Consider the following 18,344-nt stretch of genomic DNA (forward strand, 5'->3'; position numbering starts at 1 on the left):
TATTGCCTCCGACCAAATCACCAGTCGGGGCGATAGAATCAGAATTCCGCAGCCAGGGGAATCCTCAATGCGATTCCGCGTTCAATGGACGTGCTCTAGTTGAAAACCACGCGAAAGAGTATTCAATAATTACTAAGAGCAATATTCAGTCGTATATCCTAGATGCCGTTGAAGTTTCTGCGAGAGCAGCCGCACTTTTTGATTTTGGAAGGGGTGCGAAAGAGCATCCACCTCAATTTGTGACTCGAGAACGAATGCAACAAATTCTGCGGTTCTCCATCTTTGACGATGCTGAGGTTGATGAGATCGTTGAAAAGTTCGATCTAAAGGGCTCGCAGCGTTGGGGCGATCGCTGGTTAAGCGCATAGACAAAGCGTCATATTGACTCTCTCTCGAAATGAGAACATTTATAGAACAAATGAGAGGTCAATAGACGTGGCAGACGCTGAAAAAATTATTGTCGTGCAGTTCAAAAACAGCCGTGGCGGTGTCGTGCCTGGGGAAATGCGGCCCGCCTCCAATGCAGCATCCGCAGAAAAAATGGCGAGCGCCATGGCATCGCGTCACATCGGCGTTGCGGCATACACCGTGACCGTGGACGAAGAAAGCGGCAGCATGGCAAACCCACGTTTGCTTGTCTCGCACGGGCAAATTGCCGATTTGATGCCAGACTGAATTACTGGCGCGGGGGCGCGCGCCTTTTCAACACAGGGAGAAATTTGAGGCTCTGAGACAGGAGAATGAGAACGTGCGCCCACAACCAAGAGAACCGGAAGCCGATCCGGTAGACCTCATCATTGCATGGCACGACGGAGACAGCCGCGCTGCGATTGAGACGCTGATGGAAGATATTCAGCATTTGAGGATGCAGCTTGCTCTGGCGACGGCTGCAATGGGCAGAGGGTTTACACGAGGCTGGCTACCGAATGAAGACCGGGATGACAGCAAACGATAACGGCTACGACTACAAGGAACTCGACAGAGAAAAAATATGGGTCGTCTGCGAGGATTGTGAGCTTCTTCGGTCGTTTGATGGCAAGGCGGTGAAAGCCGAATTTACCGCTACCCCGGCCCCAAGTCCGCTCCGCATGATTGCGCAGAAGCTTATAGGATGCCCAAAATCGAAAGAAGATTTCGGCCCACGATGCAGGATGAGCTACTATTGGACCTTCGAGGAGCGAACGGAAAAAGCAGCGCAAGAAGAAACATCTGGCACGCGGGTGTTCGATCTACGCTCTTGGGAAGTCGTTGTGGCTGGTTGTGGATCGTGCAAGCATGTGACGGAGTTACCACGCTGGAAGCTCGTAAAGATGGTCGGCGGTAACACGACCCTTAAGGAACTGCAGCCCCGCCTAAAGTGCCGGAAGTGCGGCGAGAAAGGCGGCTCCTACATCACAATTGCAAAATTGCCGAGGTGAGCATGTGCAATCTGTACCGTGTGAAGACCAATCAGGAATCGATCCGCGATATCGTGGGTATCATGCAGGAGCGGCTTAACCTGGAGCCGGATGTGGAAGTCCATCCTGACCGGCCGGCACCAGTGGTTCGCAACGGCGAGAGCGGCAGGGAGCTTGTCGGGCTGACTTGGGGGATGCCGTCGCCGCAGTTCGTGACGCAGGGCAAACCCGATACAGGCGTCACCAACATCCGCAATGTCACCTCCCCGCACTGGCGCCGATGGCTGCGGCCCGAAAACCGCTGTGTCGCGCCGTGGACAACTTTTTGTGAGTGGGAAGACACGAAACCTCGCAAGACGAAGCGCTGGTTTGCGCTGAATGAGGAGACGCCCTTCGCCTTCTTCGCCGGCATCTGGACAGACTGGCATGGCGTTCGGGGATCGATGAAGAACCCCCGCGAGGGCGATCACCAGCTATACGCGTTCCTGACAACGGAACCGAACAGCGTCGTCAAACCAATCCACCCGAAGGCTATGCCGGTCATCCTGACAAACAAGGATGAGGTGGAGATGTGGCTGACAGCACCATGGGAGGAAGCGAAAGAACTTCAGCGGCCCTTGCCCGACGACCGCCTCGTACTGCTTCCGGTCGAAGATGAGAGCAAGACGGTCGATCTATTCGGATAGGAGATGAATATGCATATCCGTCCTTACATTCTGGAAAATCACGGTGTCTACCCGAAGGCGCTGCTGGAAGATGGCGACTTCTTCGGAGTGCAGAAAGCCATTCACGAGGACATTGACCCGCGCCTGCTCGCCGAAGTGGACCGGGAATCGGACCTCACCGCTTATTCCGGATACATCGCCATGGAACTTTGGGCTGATGACGACGACATACCGACCGGCGCAAAGATTGAGATTTTGTTCAGCCAGCGAAAAAGCGTTGCTGCCCTTCTCTACGACCACCCCAAGATTTCCGACGTGTTCATAGAGTGGGTTTTTTGCACCTCACCCGATGATGCTTTGACCGAATGGCGGCGGAAGGTGCGCTGGCCGCTGATTGAGACGTCGAGGGGACCAGTAGAGATTATTGGGGAGGCCCATCCATGAGCGACCAGACCGACAAGGCCGGCGACGGCATTCATGAAAACCACTGGTGCGAACATCCCGGTTGTAGGGGTTGGGGCGGCTTTGGATATAGTCGGAATAAGGTCGAAAAGCCGCATTGGTGGTGCTGGGAGCATTATCCTCACAAGACAGGCGCCTCCCGCGACGCGTAGATTGAACCACAGTGTTGAAGTTCATCAACGCTTCAGTTCGGCACTTAGTTGTTCAACGACCAAGCCGGTCACTGACGGGCCATGCCGATCACAGCGCATTCTAAACGCCGCGTAACAACAAGAGGTATTTATCACCGCCAACCAATTTAGTTGCCTGATCAAGGTCGCACTGGTCGCGTTGGTCTTCCATAAGCCGTTCTAACGAGGTTTGGGCGAAATCTTCGGACACTGATCCGGATACCTCGAGAAAAATTCGATGATAGCTCGAAATCCTAGGGCGGGGGGACCGGGATGGCGTCTCCGCCATCATTGGCTACATTGACCTCTTCCGCGCCAGCCCCGGCGGGAATGATTTGGTCGTCGGGGTGACGCCCTTCCTCGTAGTGACGTATCAGACCTTGCAAGTTCTCTGTCGCCATTATGCGATGATGTTCAGGCCAATCCGCGATCTTCCGGAGTACGGCTTCGTAAACCTGCCGGGCCCAAGATATTTCGGTCAGCAAAGCCTCGCCGTGTCTAGCATGATGATATCTGTAGGCTAGCAGTCGCGCACCGATGTTGAGCGAGGTGACGTCGTCCGCAATCAGCGCGGCCATTCGTTCGATGTCGACGTCGACCAAGACCGGGTTTCGGGAGAGCTCGTCGTTCAACATGTTAAGCCTGTGGAGCGCTTCGAGTTCTCCCATTTCGGCTTCTCTTACGATCGCGTTGACGCGCTCCCTGCGGTCGACCTGCAGCAATTCAGCTTGCCGCTCAGCCAGATGGTTAGCTATCTCTAGGAACTCCGGCGTATCCTTTGAGCTGAAACCCAGCCCGCCATATGCGTCGTATTCGAGCGGTAGCGGGTCGATTTCTTTCCTACGGAGCTTACGCTGATTGGAAAGGCCGTCGATGTACGCCTTGAAGAAGGGCACGATACCTTGATCTCCCGTGACACGGGTGTCGCCAGCCTTGCTCAGCTTTATCGCGAGGCCGGCGCAATGAAGTATCTGTCCGCGCTCAGTGTATTGTCCTCGGGCAAGCTCGCCCCGCAATTCCTCGATAGCCGCATCCGTTTCGTCCATTGGTGTTGATTGCCACTGAGAACTGACCCTGCGTGGCCTGATATTTCCATTGAGAATTGACCCATGTTCCAACCTTCCCTCGCATGTTTTCAGCGGGGGCTATGGAGTGATCGACATGGCGTTATTGAGCGTGATCCGACGCTGGCATTTTCGAGAGCATCTATCGATCCGGGAGATTTGCCGCAGGACCGGCTTATCCCGGAATACCATCCGCAAATACCTGCGCCTGGACGGCGTGGAGCCGAAGTTCAAGGTCCCGGAGCGGCCGAGCAAGCTCGATCCTTTTGCCGATCGGTTGTCGGCCTGGCTGAAGACCGAATCCAAGAAGAACCGCAAACAGAAGCGGACGATGAAGCAGTTGCATGCCGATCTGATGGGCCTCGGCTATGAGGGGTCCTATAATCGGGTGGCGGCATTTGCCCGGGAATGGCGTGATGATCGTCAGAGGGAATTGCAGACGACGGGTCGCGGGACATATGTGCCCCTGGCGTTCGATCCTGGAGAAGCCTTCCAGTTCGACTGGTCGGAAGACTGGGCGATCATCGGCAATGAGCGCACCAAGCTGCAGGTGGCGCACACGAAGCTGAGCTACAGCCGCGCGTTCATCGTGCGGGCTTACCTCCTGCAGACGCACGAGATGCTGTTCGACGCCCACAACCATGCATTCCGCGTGTTCGGAGGCATCCCTGGTCGTGGCATCTACGACAACATGCGCACCGCGATCGACAAGGTCGGCCGTGGCAAAGAGCGTGACGTCAACGTCCGTTTCCAGGCGATGGCCAGCCACTACCTGTTCGAGCCTGAGTTCTGCAATCCGGCTTCTGGCTGGGAGAAGGGACAGGTCGAGAAGAACGTTCAGGACGCGCGTCATCGTCTGTGGCAGCCAACGCCGCGCTTTCCATCGCTGGATGCTCTGAACGACTGGCTCGAGCAGCGCTGCAAGGAGTTCTGGGCAAAGACCCCGCACGGTCAAATGCGTGGCTCCATTGCCGACATCTGGGCGGAGGAAGCACCTGCGCTCATGCCCGTTACCCGGCCGTTCGATGGGTTTGTCGAATACACCAAACGTGTCTCACCGACCTGCCTCGTGCATCTGGAGCGCAATCGCTACAGCGTCCCGGCGTCCTTCGCCAATCGACCGGTAAGCCTCCGGGTTTACCCAGACCGTGTTGTGGTCGCCGCAGAAGGACAGATCGTTTGCGAGCATCGTCGCGTTATTGATCGCTCCCACGACCGGCCGGGCCAGACGATCTACGACTGGCGGCATTATCTGGCGGTGGTGCAGCGCAAGCCAGGTGCGCTTCGCAATGGCGCACCGTTCGCCGAACTCCCCGAGGCATTCCGGGCCTTGCAGCAATACCTGCTCAAGAAGCCGGGCGGCGACCGGGAGGTGGTCGATATCCTGGCGCTCGTCCTTCAACACGATGAACAGGCCGTCCTGTCGGCGGTCGATATGGCACTGAAGTCCGGCGTTCCAACCAAGACGCATGTGCTGAACCTGCTGCATCGTCTTGTCGACGGCAAATCCTTCACGCCGCCGACCATCGATGCGCCGCAAGCCCTGACGCTCGTCAACGAGCCCAAGGCCAATGTCGAACGATACGATGCCCTGAGAAAGACGGAGGCCCGCCATGCGTCATAATCCAGCAAGCGGCGCGATCGTCATCATGCTGCGGCAATTGAAGATGCACGGTATGGCACAAGCCGTTGGCGAACTGACCGAGCAAGGATCGCCGGCTTTCGAGGCCGCCATTCCGATCCTGTCGCAGCTCTTGAAAGCGGAAACAGCCGAACGGGAGGTGCGATCGACCGCCTATCAGCTCAAGACCGCCCGCTTTCCTGCTTATCGTGATCTGAATGGCTTCGATTTTACCAGCAGCGAGATCAACGAGGCGCTCGTGCGTCAGCTTCACCGCTGCGACTTCCTCGACGACGCCAACAACATTGTCCTGGTCGGTGGCCCCGGCACGGGCAAAACGCATATCGCGACGGCAATCGGCGTTCAGGCCATCGAGCATCATCACAAACGGGTCCGGTTCTTCTCAACGGTCGAGCTGGTCAACGCGCTGGAACAGGAGAAGGCGCAAGGCCGCTCCGGCCAGATCGCCAACCGGCTTGTCCACTCCGATCTCGTCATCCTTGATGAGCTGGGCTACCTGCCGTTCAGCGCGTCAGGCGGTGCGATGCTGTTCCATCTGCTGAGCAAGCTTTACGAGCGAACCAGCGTCATCATCACGACAAACCTCAGCTTCAGCGAATGGGCTAGCGTCTTCGGCGATGCCAAGATGACCACCGCACTGTTGGACCGGCTTACGCATCACTGCCACATCCTCGAAACCGGAAACGACAGCTTCCGCTTCAAGAATAGCTCTGCGCACGACACCAAAACGACAAAGGAGAAGACGAGGAACTTGACCACGACCGCAGACCCGAAACATACCTAACAGGCGGGTCAATTCTCGGTGGAAACGCAGGGTCAGTTCTCAGTGGCAATCAACAGCTTCAGTCTCTCCTGATCGTTAACGGCGCGCCTTGCGGAGGTGATCTCACTATCAGCTACATTGCAATGAGAGAAGTTGGTGACGGCAGTCGGCTTCCCAACAGACGAATCCGAGTGGTAGAATTGGGTCAGATAGCTGTCGGCGACAGGATAGCGGGCCGCTCCGTAATAAACTGCGTCGCTGAGATTCTTACGGGTTTGCTCCTGATAGGTTGGGTGGTCGACTACGTTCATTTGCATATCGATGCCAACTTCCGCCAATTGTGCCTGGATAACCTCCATGATAGGCAGCTGGGCCGAACTCGAGGAAACGATAGCGGAGAACGATAGGCCTTTAGCGAAGCCTGCTTCCGCCAAAAGCTTCTTGGACAGGGCAGGATCGTATTTGTAGCTCCAGGTGCAGTCTTCACCAAGATAGCCTGTCGGAACGACGGAACAGCCCTTAGGGCCGACTGAAGCCCCAACGAATTGCACGATTTGATCGACGTTGACCGCGTGTGCAATCGCCTGTCTGACCTTAATGTTGTCCAGGGGCGGACGCATCGTGTTCAGGAACAACGTGCGGAATTCGCCTGGCCCGAAGATGTCGATAACGGTGTTGTCCCACGTCTTTGCCTGCTCAACCCAACGCTGCTCGCGCTTGCCATAGATCAGGTCGAGCTCGCCTGATCGAAACGCTAGCTCGCGGCTCGAATCCGCGGGGATGAAATCGAGGCGTATTCCATCAAGCTTTGGCGCACCGCGGAAATATTCCGGGAATGCCTTGAGATAGACTCCCTGCTGAGTGATGGCTTTTTCAAACATGAATGGACCGGTGCCGATCGGGTGGCTCTTGAACTCCGCTCCAAGCTTCTCGACGGCCTTCTTGCTGACGATGTTTCCGCCGTGATAATTCGAAATCAACCCAAGAAATCCCGGCACAGGTTCGGAAAGAGTGATCTTGACAGTCAGAGGATCGATCGCCTCGATCGATTCAACGCCGAGGTAGTCGCTTGAGAAAGCTGAAGTTTTTGGATCCTTGCCTCGCAACAAGGAAAATACGACATCCTCCGCAGTAACCGTTCCGTAATCGCCGTGAAACTTGACGCCCTTCTTCAGGTAAAACGTCCATTCGAGGCCATTTGGCGAGGTGGTCCAGCGTTCCGCGAGATCGGGCTCTATCTTGGAGGGATCGGCGCTACCGGGTGGGAAGCGAACCAGTCCGTTAAACATCCAAGACACAAGTGCAACGTCCGCAGTAGCAGTCGCACGCGCCGGGTCCAGGGTAGTGATATCGGGCATGTTTATGCCGACCTTCAGAATATCGGCACGCACATCGTACGGAGAACTTAATATTACCGATGCTGATAAAGCAGCCGCGAATGTTACCGATTTTAAGAGAGCCATGTTCCACCTCGTTATTGTTTCATCGAATTTTGCAGCAGGATATTAGTCTGTCAAAGTCCGAATTCGCTGTGTTGTATCTGTCTAGGTCATACTATCGAAGGAAGGGGTTCGGTCGCGGAAGACTCTCGTGCGGCTGACCCCGGTGTGGGCCACTGTGATTAGTCTCTAGCCAGCGATCCATCTCGGCAACGTCGACGAAAGCCAAGTGATCTAACATCTGCGTCGCATTTTCCCGTTGATGAGCAGGCAGTCGTCATCCGCAGCCGGGTGTTGGCGGTCTGCGGAGCCGCGTAGTCAGAAAGCGGTTGAATAACCTATCGGCGATCGCCGGAACCATCCGGGGCGCCCACTGAACAGCACCCTCCAGCGGGACAACGCTCAGCTGACGCTCGACGAAGGAGGCAACCATCAGTGCCGTGGCTGTCGAACTCTGCAGCGCGATAGTGGCAACGAAGCCCGAGAAGAAAGCAGACCGCTCTTGGTGCCGGTCGCAAGCCCGGTTCGGAGCCTGATGCCGAACGCCCGCGACACGCCGTCCTTCACCTGCGCCAAGCCGAACAGCAGCAAGGCGACGGCCCCTAACAGGTTTATCATGACGATCGTGGAAGCCAATATTCTTCCACCGTATGAGCGGCAGCCGGGTATGGCAGGTTGTCTGTTTCGCTCCGGTCGAATTCCAAAAGGGCCGTCGGCCGCCGCAATAGGCGGTCCGCCAGTCGGCGACCAATGGCCCTCCCTCCGGGAGGACTGCGGAGCAGAAACTCTGGCCCGCAGATAACGGGTCTATCCTCTTGCCCTTGAGCCGGTGCGCCGCGGCAACGTTACAACGAGATCAACGAGTGGCCGGGCATGCTGTCGCCTGGTCAGGTTGCAAGCTCGTGGCTCGAATTGCAGCTGTCGTCGATTTACCAAATCTGACCTGAGCCTCTCATCGCGAGGCCGTCGGTATTAGATTCATGAGACAAGATGGTGCGGGTGGTCGGGCTCGAACCGACACTCCTCTCGGAACCGGATTTTGAATCCGGCGCGTCTACCAATTCCACCACACCCGCACGGTGCCGATCTCCTGCGTGCGTAGCGCCTGAGGGTAGCCGACCGCTCCTATACAGCACATGCGCAGTGATTTCCAGAGCAAAGTTGCGCTGTGGAAAAACAGTAATTTCAGCGCTGTAGCGAACGCTGTCGAACCAATTGCTGCCTTTCCTTCAACTCGTGCCCCTGTTACTCGGGAACACATACAACCTCGGGACTGACCACATGCGGCGACGACGATCATGTCGGCGCTGTGGTGCACTGCCTCCACGTTCAACTCGGCAGGGATCAGATCGGAAGGCCGAAAATGGGCTCGCATGCGCTGATTCTCCGTCAGAAACGGCCAGTAGAATCCGAAACGACATCGAGAATGAGTCAGACCCCGTTACGACGCCGATTGACAGGCACTGGACAAGGCAGGGTGGAAGGTTGAAGACCTCGATCTGGTGGAAGCGAATGAGGCATTTGCTGCACAGGCATGCGCCGTAAATAAGGAAATCGGTTGGGACTCGGGCATTGTAAAGGTCAACGGCGGAGCGATCGCTCTCGGGCATCCGATCGGTGCATCTGGTGCACGCATCCTAGTTACGCTTCTCCACGAACTTGCCAAAAGAGACGGACATAAAGCACTGGCAACGTTGTGCATAGGCGGTGGAATGGGGATCGCACTGACAATTGAACGCTGACTATATGTCAGTCCCCGGATGGCTCAACGCAGATTTGGTTAAAAATCAAATTGGCAATTCGTGGAGTTCCGTAATCAGACAGCTAAAAAGGCGATTGTCTGAGATCGTGTCTCCTGTTCTCAACCACATTCAACTGGTCAGGCGCTCATCGTCGCCGAGGAAGGCAGCTTTATTCGTGCCGGAAGAAGGCTCAACACGCATTACTTCCTGGTGAGCCGCAAAATTCGCCACCTTGAAGAGTCGGTGGGGATAAGGTTATTTACCCGCGGTGGAAGCGGTGTGACCCCTACGCCCGATGCAGCCCATTTCGCGACGTTCGCCAGATCATCACCGACCTCGAAACTGTTCTCAACCTCGGGGATAATGGTCGTCACAACAAGCGGCAGCCTCTCCGTCGGCGTGCATGTGTCCATGCTCGACGGTGAACTTTACAAAAGCCTTCACCAATTCGTCACCGAGTATCCGGATTTTTCCCCGCAATATCTCGACGCGCCCCGTGTTGAATTGATAATTGCCGCGAATGCTGGCGATCGGCAGTAGTGGTCCTAAGCGTCTTGGTGGCCGCCTCAAACAGGATCGAATAGACTTGCCGCTTGTTCTGGTAGGCTCGCGTCTCTCCATAACGTGCGGGAAAATCGATCACCACGCCCGCGGCCGGGGAGCTCTCCACGTTCATCGCTTATCCAAACGCCGCCAGAAACACTTCCGTCGCCCTTTCGACTGCGGACTGACGAACTTGGTGATCGGGTTGGTCATCCAGTCCCCATAGCTGACGCTCGACAAGTCCAGCCTCACAAAGGGACTTGAAGTAAAGGCTGGCCTCGCGGAGGTCGGATCGTTGAAGCTTGCCCGCCTCCATCAGCGCGGCAATGATTTCACTGATTGCGATGAGGGTTTTCCGCGGTCCGTTCTCATAAAAGATGCGGCTTAGCTGTGGCTGTCGTCCGGCCTCGCCCATGATCAGGCGATTTGCCTCGATGACGTCAGGGCGCGTGACAAGATCGAGATAAGCAGTCCCGAGCTTTCGAAGAATTTGCTCGACATCGTCGCCGCGTCCCGCAGCCTCGATTTCCTCGACGCCGCCTTTCCCCGCCTCGTTAACAAAGGCCTCAAAGAGCGCCTCCTTGCTTGGGAAATAACCGTAAAGCGTAGCCTTCGACGCCGTGGCCTCAGCCGCTACCGCTTCCATAGTCACCGCGCCGAAGCCCCTTTCGATGAACAATTTCCCGGCGGCCTTCACAAAACTCAACCGCCGATCCTCGGTCTTTCTTCGCATCGCGTCATTCCCGTTTCGCATCAGGCTCAACGCCCGCCGTCATCATAATTAAACGATATCGTACAGGAATATTGACAATGAACAAGTCAGGTTATATCTAAACGATAACGTTCAATTATGGGTGCCTCTGTGAGCGCTAAGCCGGAAATGCTTGAAAACGAAAAAGGCTGGGGGCGATCCGGCCCCTTGGCTCCATGCGCTGTGGGAAAGCCGATGGACAACCGGCCCGCTGCCGATCCACCTCGTCATCCGATCGCGTTCGCCTTGCACACCACCATTGCTGCACTCATGGCGCTCGCCCTAGCACACGTGCTCGCCATCCATCATCCATGGTGGGCGGCGATGACCGTTTGGCTGGTCGCTCAGCCGACACGCGGCCTTCTTGTGGAGCGCAGCGCCGCGCGCCTCGTCGGAACGATCTGTGGAGCCGCCGCCGGCGCATCGATTCTGCTCGTCCATGCATATCTGCCGGTCACTCTGATCCTGCTTGCCTTCTGGCTGGCTTGTTGCGCTGGGCTCGGCACGATCTTCCGGCATTTCCGCAACTACGGCTTTGTTCTTGCCGGCTACACTGCGGGGATCGTCGTCCTGTTTGGGTTGGGCGACGGACATGCGGACAGCGTGTTGGCGCAGGACAGGGTTCTGTGCACGCTGATCGGCATCGTCTGTTCGATGCTGTTGTCCTTCAGAGCCCTGCCGTCGCGAAAGGCGGATGCACAGGCACGGGCCAGGAACCTTCTGGGTCGCGTTTTGCAGCGGATCGAAAACCGGCAGGCCGACAAAGAAGCGCATGCGGACGCTTCGTTGATCGCCGAGATAGCGGCCTTTGACCGAGCCATCGACGAGCAGTCCGCAGGATCGATCCGCGGACGTGCCGACGCCCGGCGCCTGCGGCACATCTCTGGCATATTGCTGGAACTTCTCGCGCTGGGCGGAAGTAGGAACACGGCTCTCGACAGACCCTTCGCGCCTGACGATCCGTTTCAGCGGGCGCGGCGTATGGCCAGGGATGCCGCAGCACACGGTCACGTGGTGCTGGCGGGCGCGCTGGAGGATCTTGCGAAGGCGCTGGAGCCCGGCCGTCTGTCTGCACTCGGTTATTTCCGGTTCGACCTCGATCGCGTCGCCTCGTATCGCGCCGCCATGCGGCCGGTGGTTGCACTGGCAGTCGCGTCCGCGATCTGGCTGGCCGCAGGCTGGCAGGCTGGCTCCATGATGGCGATGACAGCGGTCCTGTTCACCTCGCTGTTCTCCAGTCACGACCATGGAAACCATATGGTTGTCCAGGTATTGCTCGGAACCCTCGCCGGCGCCGCGATGGGACTGCTTGTCCGGCTGCTTCTGCTGCCGCATGCCGAAGGTCTGCTGACGATACTAGTCTGCGTCACGCCGTTCCTGTTGGTTTCAGCGTGGCTCATGCGCAAGACCGTCACCGCCAAGATGGCCATAGACATGGCCATGACATTCCTGTTGACCGCCCAGCCGGGAACCGCGCCAGTAGCCGCCGAGACCGCCGTTCTGGAAGCCCTGGCAATCGTCTCGGGCGTGGTCATAGCGGTGGCGATATTTTGGCTGGTCCTCCCGTCGACGCCGGATGTACGCCGCAGGCTTCTCGCCCGCCGTATTGCAACCTTGACGCACCGCATCGCCTGCGGCGCCGACGAAAAGACACTGGCATCCCATCATGAGACGTTGCGCAGCGCGCAGGTGCAGCTGCTCGACGTCACGGAGGTTGAGTCCCCGCTTTTCAAAGCAGCACAGGCCTGCCTGGCCGCCGCCGCAGAAAGCCGCCGCCTCAAATCGGCTACCGCAAGAGAGGCTTCGGTCAAGGCGAGCGCGGCGCTCGATGCGCTGGCCACTTCAAACACAAGGAGGAAAAACAATGCCTGATACTCAGATCCAGCGTCAGTTCACCGGCCAGTATATTGATGGGCGCTGGCGAACCGGTCGGGCTGCAACATCGCTTAGCGATCGCAACCCGTACAACGGTGAAGTCTTAACCGAAATCGGTTGCGCCTCCCACGATGATCTCGACGACGCCTATCGCGCCGCAGCGAGAGCCCAGCTCGACTGGGCGCGGCTCCTGCCAGGAGAACGGGCTGCGGTCATGCATCGCGCAGTCGCCGTCATGGACCGCCGCCATGCCGAGATAGTCGACTGGCTGATCGCCGAGTCCGGCAGCACCCGCATGAAGGCGGAAATCGAATGGGCGGCCGTTCGTGCCGGCACGCTGGCTGCAGCATCCATGCCCGCGCGTGTGATGGGACGGATACTGCCCATCGACATTTCCGGGAAGGAGAGCAGAGTTTATCGCCGGCCGTTGGGTGTCGTCGGCGTCATCAGCCCCTGGAACGTTCCGATGCATCTGTCGAATCGTTCGGTCGCTCCGGCGCTCGCACTTGGCAACGGTATCGTGCTCAAACCTGCCGAGGACACGCCGGTCACCGGTGGCCTTCTGCTTGCCAGCATCTACGAGGAAGCGGGACTGCCCGCCGGCCTGCTCAACGTTGTCGTCGGCGACGTCAGGGAAATCGGCGATGCGTTCACGCTGCACGAAATTCCCAAGTTCATCTCGTTTACAGGGTCTACGCGAGTAGGACGGCGTATCGGCGAACTGGCGATGACCGGCGCCACGTTGAAGCGCGTAGCGCTCGAACTGGGTGGCAATGCGCCCTGTGTAGTGCTGGACGATGCCGATCTCGACCATGCGGTTTCCGGAGCTATCGTCGGTCGCTTTCTGCATCAGGGGCAGATCTGCATGAGTACGAACCGCATCATCGTCGAGTCGCGACTTTATGATCGCTTCGTGGAGGCGTTCATCGAGCGAGCACGTTCATTGAAGGTCGGTGACCCGAACGAACCGGACACGGTGATCGGTCCGCTCATCAATGAGAGGCAGCTCAAGGCAGCGCTCGGTCATGTCGACAAGGCGAGGGCCGCCGGCATTCACCAAGTCCTGAGCGGTGAACCCTCAGGACAGGTTTTGCCGCCTCAAGTCTTTGTCGATGTCGCTAATAATTCCGTTTTGGCGCAAACCGAGCTGTTCAGCCCGATCGCGCCTCTGATCCGCGCTGCCGATGAAGCCGACGCGTTGCGCATGGCAAATGCCGTCGAATTCGGCCTGTCGAGCGCGGTCTTCACCACCGATGCCGCGCGCGGACTGCGCTTTGCCAAAGGCATCGAGGCGGGCATGACCCACATCAACGACATCTCTCCCAATGACGACCCGAACACAATGTTCGGCGGCGAGAAGAACAGCGGTCTCGGCCGCTTCAACAGCGACTGGATCATCCAGGAACTGACCACCGATCACTGGATCAGCGTGCAGGACGAACCGCGCGTCTATCCGTTCTGACCTTACCCCCCAGCAACCGGGCCTAAACAGAAAGAAAGACAAAATGAGCATGACCTTCCCGGAAATTCCAGAATTCACTGGCCTCTACGAGCCCAGTCGCGTCGAAACGCAGATCTTCGATCTCGAGGTCGAGGGGACCGTTCCTCCGACGATTGCCGGCACCTTTTTCCAGGTATCCCCGGATTCCTATTATCCGCCGATGCTCGGTAAGGACATCTTCTTTAACGGCGATGGACTAGTCTCGGCCTTCAGGTTCGAGAACGGCCATGTCAGTCTGCGCAGGCGCTATGTCCATACAGACCGGTTGGCGGCGCAGTGGCGCGAGCGGCGCTCGCTCAACGGCGTCTATCGCAACGTTTTCACCAACGACCCGCTGGCAGCCGAAAACAACACGACAGCGAACACGACGGTACTCTGCCATGCCGGCGTATTGCTCGCCATGAAGGAGGATGCACTTCCTTATGCGCTCGACCCCGAGACGCTGGAAACGATCGGCGTCTGGGACTTCAACGGCCAGATCAAGTCGGCCACTTTCACAGCCCATCCCAAGGTCGATCCTGACAACGGCGACCTCCTTTGCTTCGCCTATGAAGCCAAGGGCGACGGCACGCCCGATATCGCCTATTTCGAAATCGACGCCTCGGGCAAGCTCAAGAAGGAGATCTGGTTCAAGGCTCCCTACGCCGCAATGATCCACGATTTCGCCATCACCGCCCGGCATGTCGTCTTCCCGCTCATCCCTCTGACCGTCGATATCGAACGCATGAAGGCGGGCGGGCAGCATTTTGAATGGCAACCGGATCTGGCGCAGCTCTTCGGTGTGCTGCCGCGAGACGGCAGCGCTGAGGATGTCATGTGGTTCGAGGGGCCGAAGGACGGATTCCAGGGGCATACTCTGAACTCGTACGAGGAAGACGGCTTTCTGCAAGTCGACATGCCTGTCACCACGGGGAATATCTTCTACTTTTTCCCTCAGGCAGACGGGTCCGTACCGCTTCCCGAAACCCTCAGTTCGCAGCTGATGCGCTGGTCGTTCAATCTCAATGGTCCTGGCGAACCGGGTGCGGCCGACTATGCTCTCCAGCCGCGCCCCATCACATCTTTCCCGTGTGAATTCCCGCGTTGCGATGAACGGTTCACCGGCAAACCCTATGAGCATGGTTTCGTGTTGGCCTTCGATCCGACACTACCTTTCGATGAAAGCCTGGGGGACCGACCGTTCCAGTTCTTCAACCAGCTTGCCCATGTCAATGTGAAGACAGGTACGACTGATGCCTGGTTCCCCGGTGATGGACAGTGCTTCCAGGAGCCGATCTTTGTGCCGCGTTCGGACGATGCTCCTGAAGGCGATGGATATGTGATTGCGTTGCTGAACCATCTCAACGGCGACAACACGGAACTGGTCGTGCTCGACTCGTTGAATATGGCGGCCGGCCCAGTGGCCCGCATCAAGATCCCGTTCCGCCTGCGCATGTCGCTGCACGGCAACTGGACGCCCGCGAAGGCGCTCGAAGCGGTCCGCAAACAGGCCTGATCCGCAAACACGCAACCGTGCGTCGGGATACGTCCCGGCGCAAGGGATCCAGAAAGTTCTGTCTGATTTCAACCATGTGTCCGAATCTCGGTGCAGGGTCGCTGGCGGCTCACGCCTGCTGAGTCCGTCCATTCCGACCGTCGAAGATGCCCCTGCCGTCGATTGACGCACGACCAGTTCCGGTTGGAAGACAACTTCAGCCGATGGTCGGGTTGGCGCAGAAAGACGGGCAATCAAACGGTCGACTGCCGTCTCCGCAATTTGTGACAAAGGTTGGCATATGGTGGTCAGCCGCGGCGTCGTCAGGCGAGATAAGACAATATCGTCTATTCCAACCAGGGAAATATCATTCGGGATCGAGATGTCGCGCTGGCGTAGTTCCGAGAGGATGCCCACAGCGATCATATCATTGAGCGCAACGATTGCCGTTGGCCGCGGTACCGTCTCCAGCAAGCGCCCCGCCGCACGCCGCCCCACTTCGAACAACTCGATGTCCGAATAGCTGATCGCTTTTTTATCAGAGTTTTCTTCGAAGACAGGGCACTCCGCGAGGTTAATTTCAGCAACCGCAGCTCGGAAACCCTTGAGGCGCGAGGCGCGGGCAAAGGTGAATGATTTGTCCGTCACGTAGGCGATCCGGGTGTGCCCGAGGCCGCGCTATAAACGGCGTTTGCGGCTTCAAATTCTTTGGTATCGCGCACACCGGCCTCATTGAGGACAATGCGCCGCCCAGAGATGGTAACAAATCGACTTGACGGTTCACGTCAGTTGCGACGTTTAATGTCGAGGCCGTTGAGGACGTTTGCCGGCTTGGGGTGATATCTCGGCGATCGCACGACGAATCGGGATTACGCCCTCTTAACTCTACCGCAACCGCCCGGTTTGGACCGCGTGCCGCCTGAGGGTAGATACCCATCTGATCGCCCACGACGGAGATGACCGCCCCTGAGGTGTCTCTCGTGAGCAAGGGGGCGGCCGAGACCTCGCACCAGCGTAAGCTGAACAGCAAAACCCAGGCGACTGCGGGAACGGCAACGCACCTTGCGAGGCCTTCAACCACCGGATACTTGCACTCTCTCAAAGTCTTATTGTCGACGGCCTAGCCGCAGGAGAGGGCCTCCTCCCGTCAGGGGCAAAGGCCGCTCCGCTGACCAAAGGAGATCGTGACGACTGACAAATCCAACGCAAACTATGTAACGACCGAGTACGAGATCCAATCATGCCTGGCTGGACGATGCCTGACTATTTTGCGGCCTGCCACAGGTCACAACGATGATCGGCGCGATACTCATCTTCGCTGATGACTTTCGTAATGCCGTCTTCCAGAAACGCCAGACGCTGGGGGTTTTCCACGGTAAACCGAGGCCATTCGGGCGGCATTCCTTTGGGATCGGCGAGCGCCGAAAAATAGCGACGCATCACCTCGGCGAGTTTCAGTTGCCGAGTCGTCAAGCCCGCAGGCACCATGCTTTCTCCCCACAGATAGGAAATCTCCGAACTATGGCCGCTTCCTACGGCGAAGGACTGTGGAACGGAGGCATAGGAACGCAACGGCGCCGTTTCGTCCCTGAACTCGTAGGCATAAGTGGGGGTCCAGCGGGCAAGTGCCGTAACAAGCTTTGTCGTCGGGCAGGTAGAGCCGCGGTCGGTGCTATAGTCGGCCAGCGCGGCTCCGGGAGCGGTCTTTTCGATCGCCGAATAAGCAGCGAGGATTTTTTCCGCCTTGTCTCCTTCGTTCTTGCGGACTTCGGCGCGATACTGTGCCTGACTGACCGGTTGATCCTTCAGATCGTTGGCCTCATAGACGAATATGCGCGCTTCGTTTCGCGTATTGCCCACAATGACCGGGACCCGGTTGAATTCTCCGGTCTCGAATGCCTCTAAAGGCGGTTTCGGCATGGCGTAGCCGCCGGAAACCGTTGGGAGAGTCAGTGCGGACTTTTCCTGAGCATCCAGGATTTCGTCTGGGCTCTTGCCGCGAAGGCAGGCGAGGCGGGTTGCCTTGTCCGCACAACCGATTGCAGCCGCGAATTTCTCCCCGCTTTCCACCGCCTTTTCGTTCGGCGTGCTCGGGCAGTCGCGTCCACTTTCTATGATCGCTCCATGAAACAGGCCCTTCGCTTGCGGCGACGCGACGATGAAGCATACGCCTCGGGCTCCGCCCGATTGTCCGGCAACCACGACCCTTTCCGGATTGCCTCCGAAAGCGGCGATGTTCTTCTTGACCCATTTGAGAGCCTCGATCTTGTCGAGATCACCGAAATTCCCACTGCTCTTGCCATCCTGAGATTCCGCATTCAGTTCCGCAAGCGCGAGATAACCGAGAGCTCCCAGTCTGTAGTTCGCGGTTACAACGATATTCCCGCGCCTTGCAATCTCCTTCGGGTCCCAGTCGGTCTTGGCGCCATTGCGCGATCCACCGCCATGATATCCCACGATGACGGGCAAATTTCCCGCATCGCCCTGCGGCCGGTAGATGGTGAGCGTCAGGCAATCCTCGGTCCAGCTTGCCCCTTTGTCCGGACGCCAGAACACCGCGTGTTGGACGCATTCGTTGCCGGGCACATCTGCGACAAAGGGTTGCTTGAACGGCTCCGCTTCCCGAGGTGGAGCGAAGCGCAAATCACCTATCGGCGGTCGGGCATAGGGTATACCCTGATAGACAAGCAGATCGCCCTGTTCTTGTCCGACGACTTCGCCGATCGGCGCGGAAACGGGTTGAGTGACGGCATGCGCGGCGGGTACTGCGAACGATAGCAGCATGACGCCGATCATCGTGGGGCGATGTGCGAACAACATTCGTGTTCCTCCTGATATAGGGTCTTCAGTTTGCTT

Annotated in this window: 16 protein-coding genes, 1 tRNA gene and 3 pseudogenes; 13 read left to right on the forward strand and 7 right to left on the reverse strand. The window is 57.9% G+C overall.

Annotated elements, in window-relative coordinates; all coding sequences use genetic code 11:
* The 6 genes from ACQZ5K_RS19110 to ACQZ5K_RS19135 form a co-directional block, all read left to right on the forward strand.
* A partial coding sequence (locus ACQZ5K_RS19110) for a hypothetical protein (protein WP_448741136.1) occupies positions 1–368 on the forward strand: 368 nt, incomplete at its 5' end.
* Between the two features lie 67 nt (positions 369–435).
* Positions 436–675, forward strand: a complete 240-nt coding sequence (locus ACQZ5K_RS19115; protein ID WP_448741137.1) for a hypothetical protein — start codon at positions 436–438, stop codon at positions 673–675.
* A 263-nt stretch (positions 676–938) separates the two neighbouring features.
* Positions 939–1,418, forward strand: a complete 480-nt coding sequence (locus ACQZ5K_RS19120) for a hypothetical protein (protein ID WP_448741138.1) — start codon at positions 939–941, stop codon at positions 1,416–1,418.
* A gap of 2 nt (positions 1,419–1,420) precedes the next feature.
* Entirely contained in the window at positions 1,421–2,083 is a 663-nt protein-coding gene (locus ACQZ5K_RS19125; protein WP_448741139.1) for an SOS response-associated peptidase, read from the forward strand.
* Between the two features lie 9 nt (positions 2,084–2,092).
* Entirely contained in the window at positions 2,093–2,506 is a 414-nt protein-coding gene (locus ACQZ5K_RS19130) for a hypothetical protein (RefSeq protein ID WP_448741140.1), read from the forward strand.
* Positions 2,503–2,676 carry a hypothetical protein gene (locus ACQZ5K_RS19135; protein ID WP_448741141.1) on the forward strand — a complete coding sequence of 58 codons (174 nt, stop codon included), beginning with the start codon at positions 2,503–2,505 and terminating at the stop codon, positions 2,674–2,676. Before ACQZ5K_RS19130 ends, ACQZ5K_RS19135 begins: the two co-directional genes overlap by 4 nt.
* 272 nt (positions 2,677–2,948) lie before the next feature.
* Here ACQZ5K_RS19135 and ACQZ5K_RS19140 read toward each other — a convergent pair whose 3' ends face one another.
* Positions 2,949–3,740 carry a hypothetical protein gene (locus ACQZ5K_RS19140; protein WP_448741142.1) on the reverse strand — a complete coding sequence of 264 codons (792 nt, stop codon included), beginning with the start codon at positions 3,738–3,740 and terminating at the stop codon, positions 2,949–2,951.
* 115 nt (positions 3,741–3,855) lie between these two features.
* On the opposite strand from ACQZ5K_RS19140, the gene istA reads away from it, so the two are divergent.
* Positions 3,856–5,382, forward strand: coding sequence for an IS21 family transposase (gene istA, locus ACQZ5K_RS19145; RefSeq protein ID WP_174059040.1), 1,527 nt, complete (start codon positions 3,856–3,858; stop codon positions 5,380–5,382).
* On the forward strand, positions 5,372–6,184 hold the full coding sequence (istB, locus tag ACQZ5K_RS19150) for an IS21-like element helper ATPase IstB (protein ID WP_174059039.1): 813 nt from the start codon (positions 5,372–5,374) through the stop codon (positions 6,182–6,184). Before istA ends, istB begins: the two co-directional genes overlap by 11 nt.
* A gap of 32 nt (positions 6,185–6,216) precedes the next feature.
* Here the strand turns inward: istB and ACQZ5K_RS19155 are convergent, their stop codons facing one another.
* The 3 genes and pseudogenes from ACQZ5K_RS19155 to ACQZ5K_RS19165 form a co-directional block, all read right to left on the reverse strand.
* On the reverse strand, positions 6,217–7,626 hold the full coding sequence (locus ACQZ5K_RS19155; protein ID WP_448741143.1) for an ABC transporter substrate-binding protein: 1,410 nt from the start codon (positions 7,624–7,626) through the stop codon (positions 6,217–6,219).
* 379 nt (positions 7,627–8,005) lie between these two features.
* Positions 8,006–8,238: pseudogene (locus ACQZ5K_RS19160) on the reverse strand (Na/Pi cotransporter family protein); the annotation flags it as partial.
* A gap of 355 nt (positions 8,239–8,593) precedes the next feature.
* Positions 8,594–8,678: transfer RNA gene (locus tag ACQZ5K_RS19165), tRNA-Leu, on the reverse strand.
* A 381-nt stretch (positions 8,679–9,059) separates the two neighbouring features.
* Between ACQZ5K_RS19165 and ACQZ5K_RS19170 the strand changes: the two are divergent.
* Both ACQZ5K_RS19170 and ACQZ5K_RS19175 read left to right on the forward strand, forming a co-directional pair.
* Positions 9,060–9,344, forward strand: a pseudogene (locus tag ACQZ5K_RS19170) (acetyl-CoA C-acetyltransferase); the annotation flags it as partial.
* Between the two features lie 147 nt (positions 9,345–9,491).
* A complete protein-coding gene (locus ACQZ5K_RS19175) occupies positions 9,492–9,884 on the forward strand; it encodes a LysR family transcriptional regulator (protein WP_174056022.1) in 393 nt (130 codons plus the stop codon).
* A gap of 139 nt (positions 9,885–10,023) precedes the next feature.
* Here the strand turns inward: ACQZ5K_RS19175 and ACQZ5K_RS19180 are convergent, their stop codons facing one another.
* Positions 10,024–10,620, reverse strand: a complete 597-nt coding sequence (locus ACQZ5K_RS19180; protein ID WP_149622362.1) for a TetR/AcrR family transcriptional regulator — start codon at positions 10,618–10,620, stop codon at positions 10,024–10,026.
* Between the two features lie 213 nt (positions 10,621–10,833).
* On the opposite strand from ACQZ5K_RS19180, the gene ACQZ5K_RS19185 reads away from it, so the two are divergent.
* From ACQZ5K_RS19185 to ACQZ5K_RS19195, 3 genes are read left to right on the forward strand one after another with little or no spacing between them, the layout of a single operon-like run.
* A complete protein-coding gene (locus tag ACQZ5K_RS19185) occupies positions 10,834–12,510 on the forward strand; it encodes an FUSC family protein (RefSeq protein WP_174056016.1) in 1,677 nt (558 codons plus the stop codon).
* A complete protein-coding gene (locus ACQZ5K_RS19190) occupies positions 12,503–13,975 on the forward strand; it encodes an aldehyde dehydrogenase family protein (RefSeq protein ID WP_149622364.1) in 1,473 nt (490 codons plus the stop codon). The genes ACQZ5K_RS19185 and ACQZ5K_RS19190 overlap by 8 nt, the downstream gene beginning before the upstream one ends.
* Before the next feature lie 43 nt (positions 13,976–14,018).
* The gene (locus ACQZ5K_RS19195; RefSeq protein WP_149622365.1) at positions 14,019–15,509 is read left to right on the forward strand and encodes a carotenoid oxygenase family protein; all 1,491 of its coding nucleotides are present in this window, start codon (positions 14,019–14,021) and stop codon (positions 15,507–15,509) included.
* A gap of 168 nt (positions 15,510–15,677) precedes the next feature.
* Here the strand turns inward: ACQZ5K_RS19195 and ACQZ5K_RS19200 are convergent.
* Together ACQZ5K_RS19200 and ACQZ5K_RS19205 are read right to left on the reverse strand one after the other, a co-directional pair.
* Positions 15,678–16,151: pseudogene (locus ACQZ5K_RS19200) on the reverse strand (substrate-binding domain-containing protein); the annotation flags it as partial.
* Positions 16,152–16,751: 600 nt separating this feature from the next.
* Positions 16,752–18,308: a carboxylesterase/lipase family protein gene (locus tag ACQZ5K_RS19205; protein ID WP_149622366.1), complete on the reverse strand. Its 1,557-nt coding sequence runs from the start codon at positions 18,306–18,308 to the stop codon at positions 16,752–16,754.
* Positions 18,309–18,344 lie beyond the last annotated feature (36 nt).

It is taken from the genome of Agrobacterium sp. 22-226-1 (genome assembly GCF_053522345.1).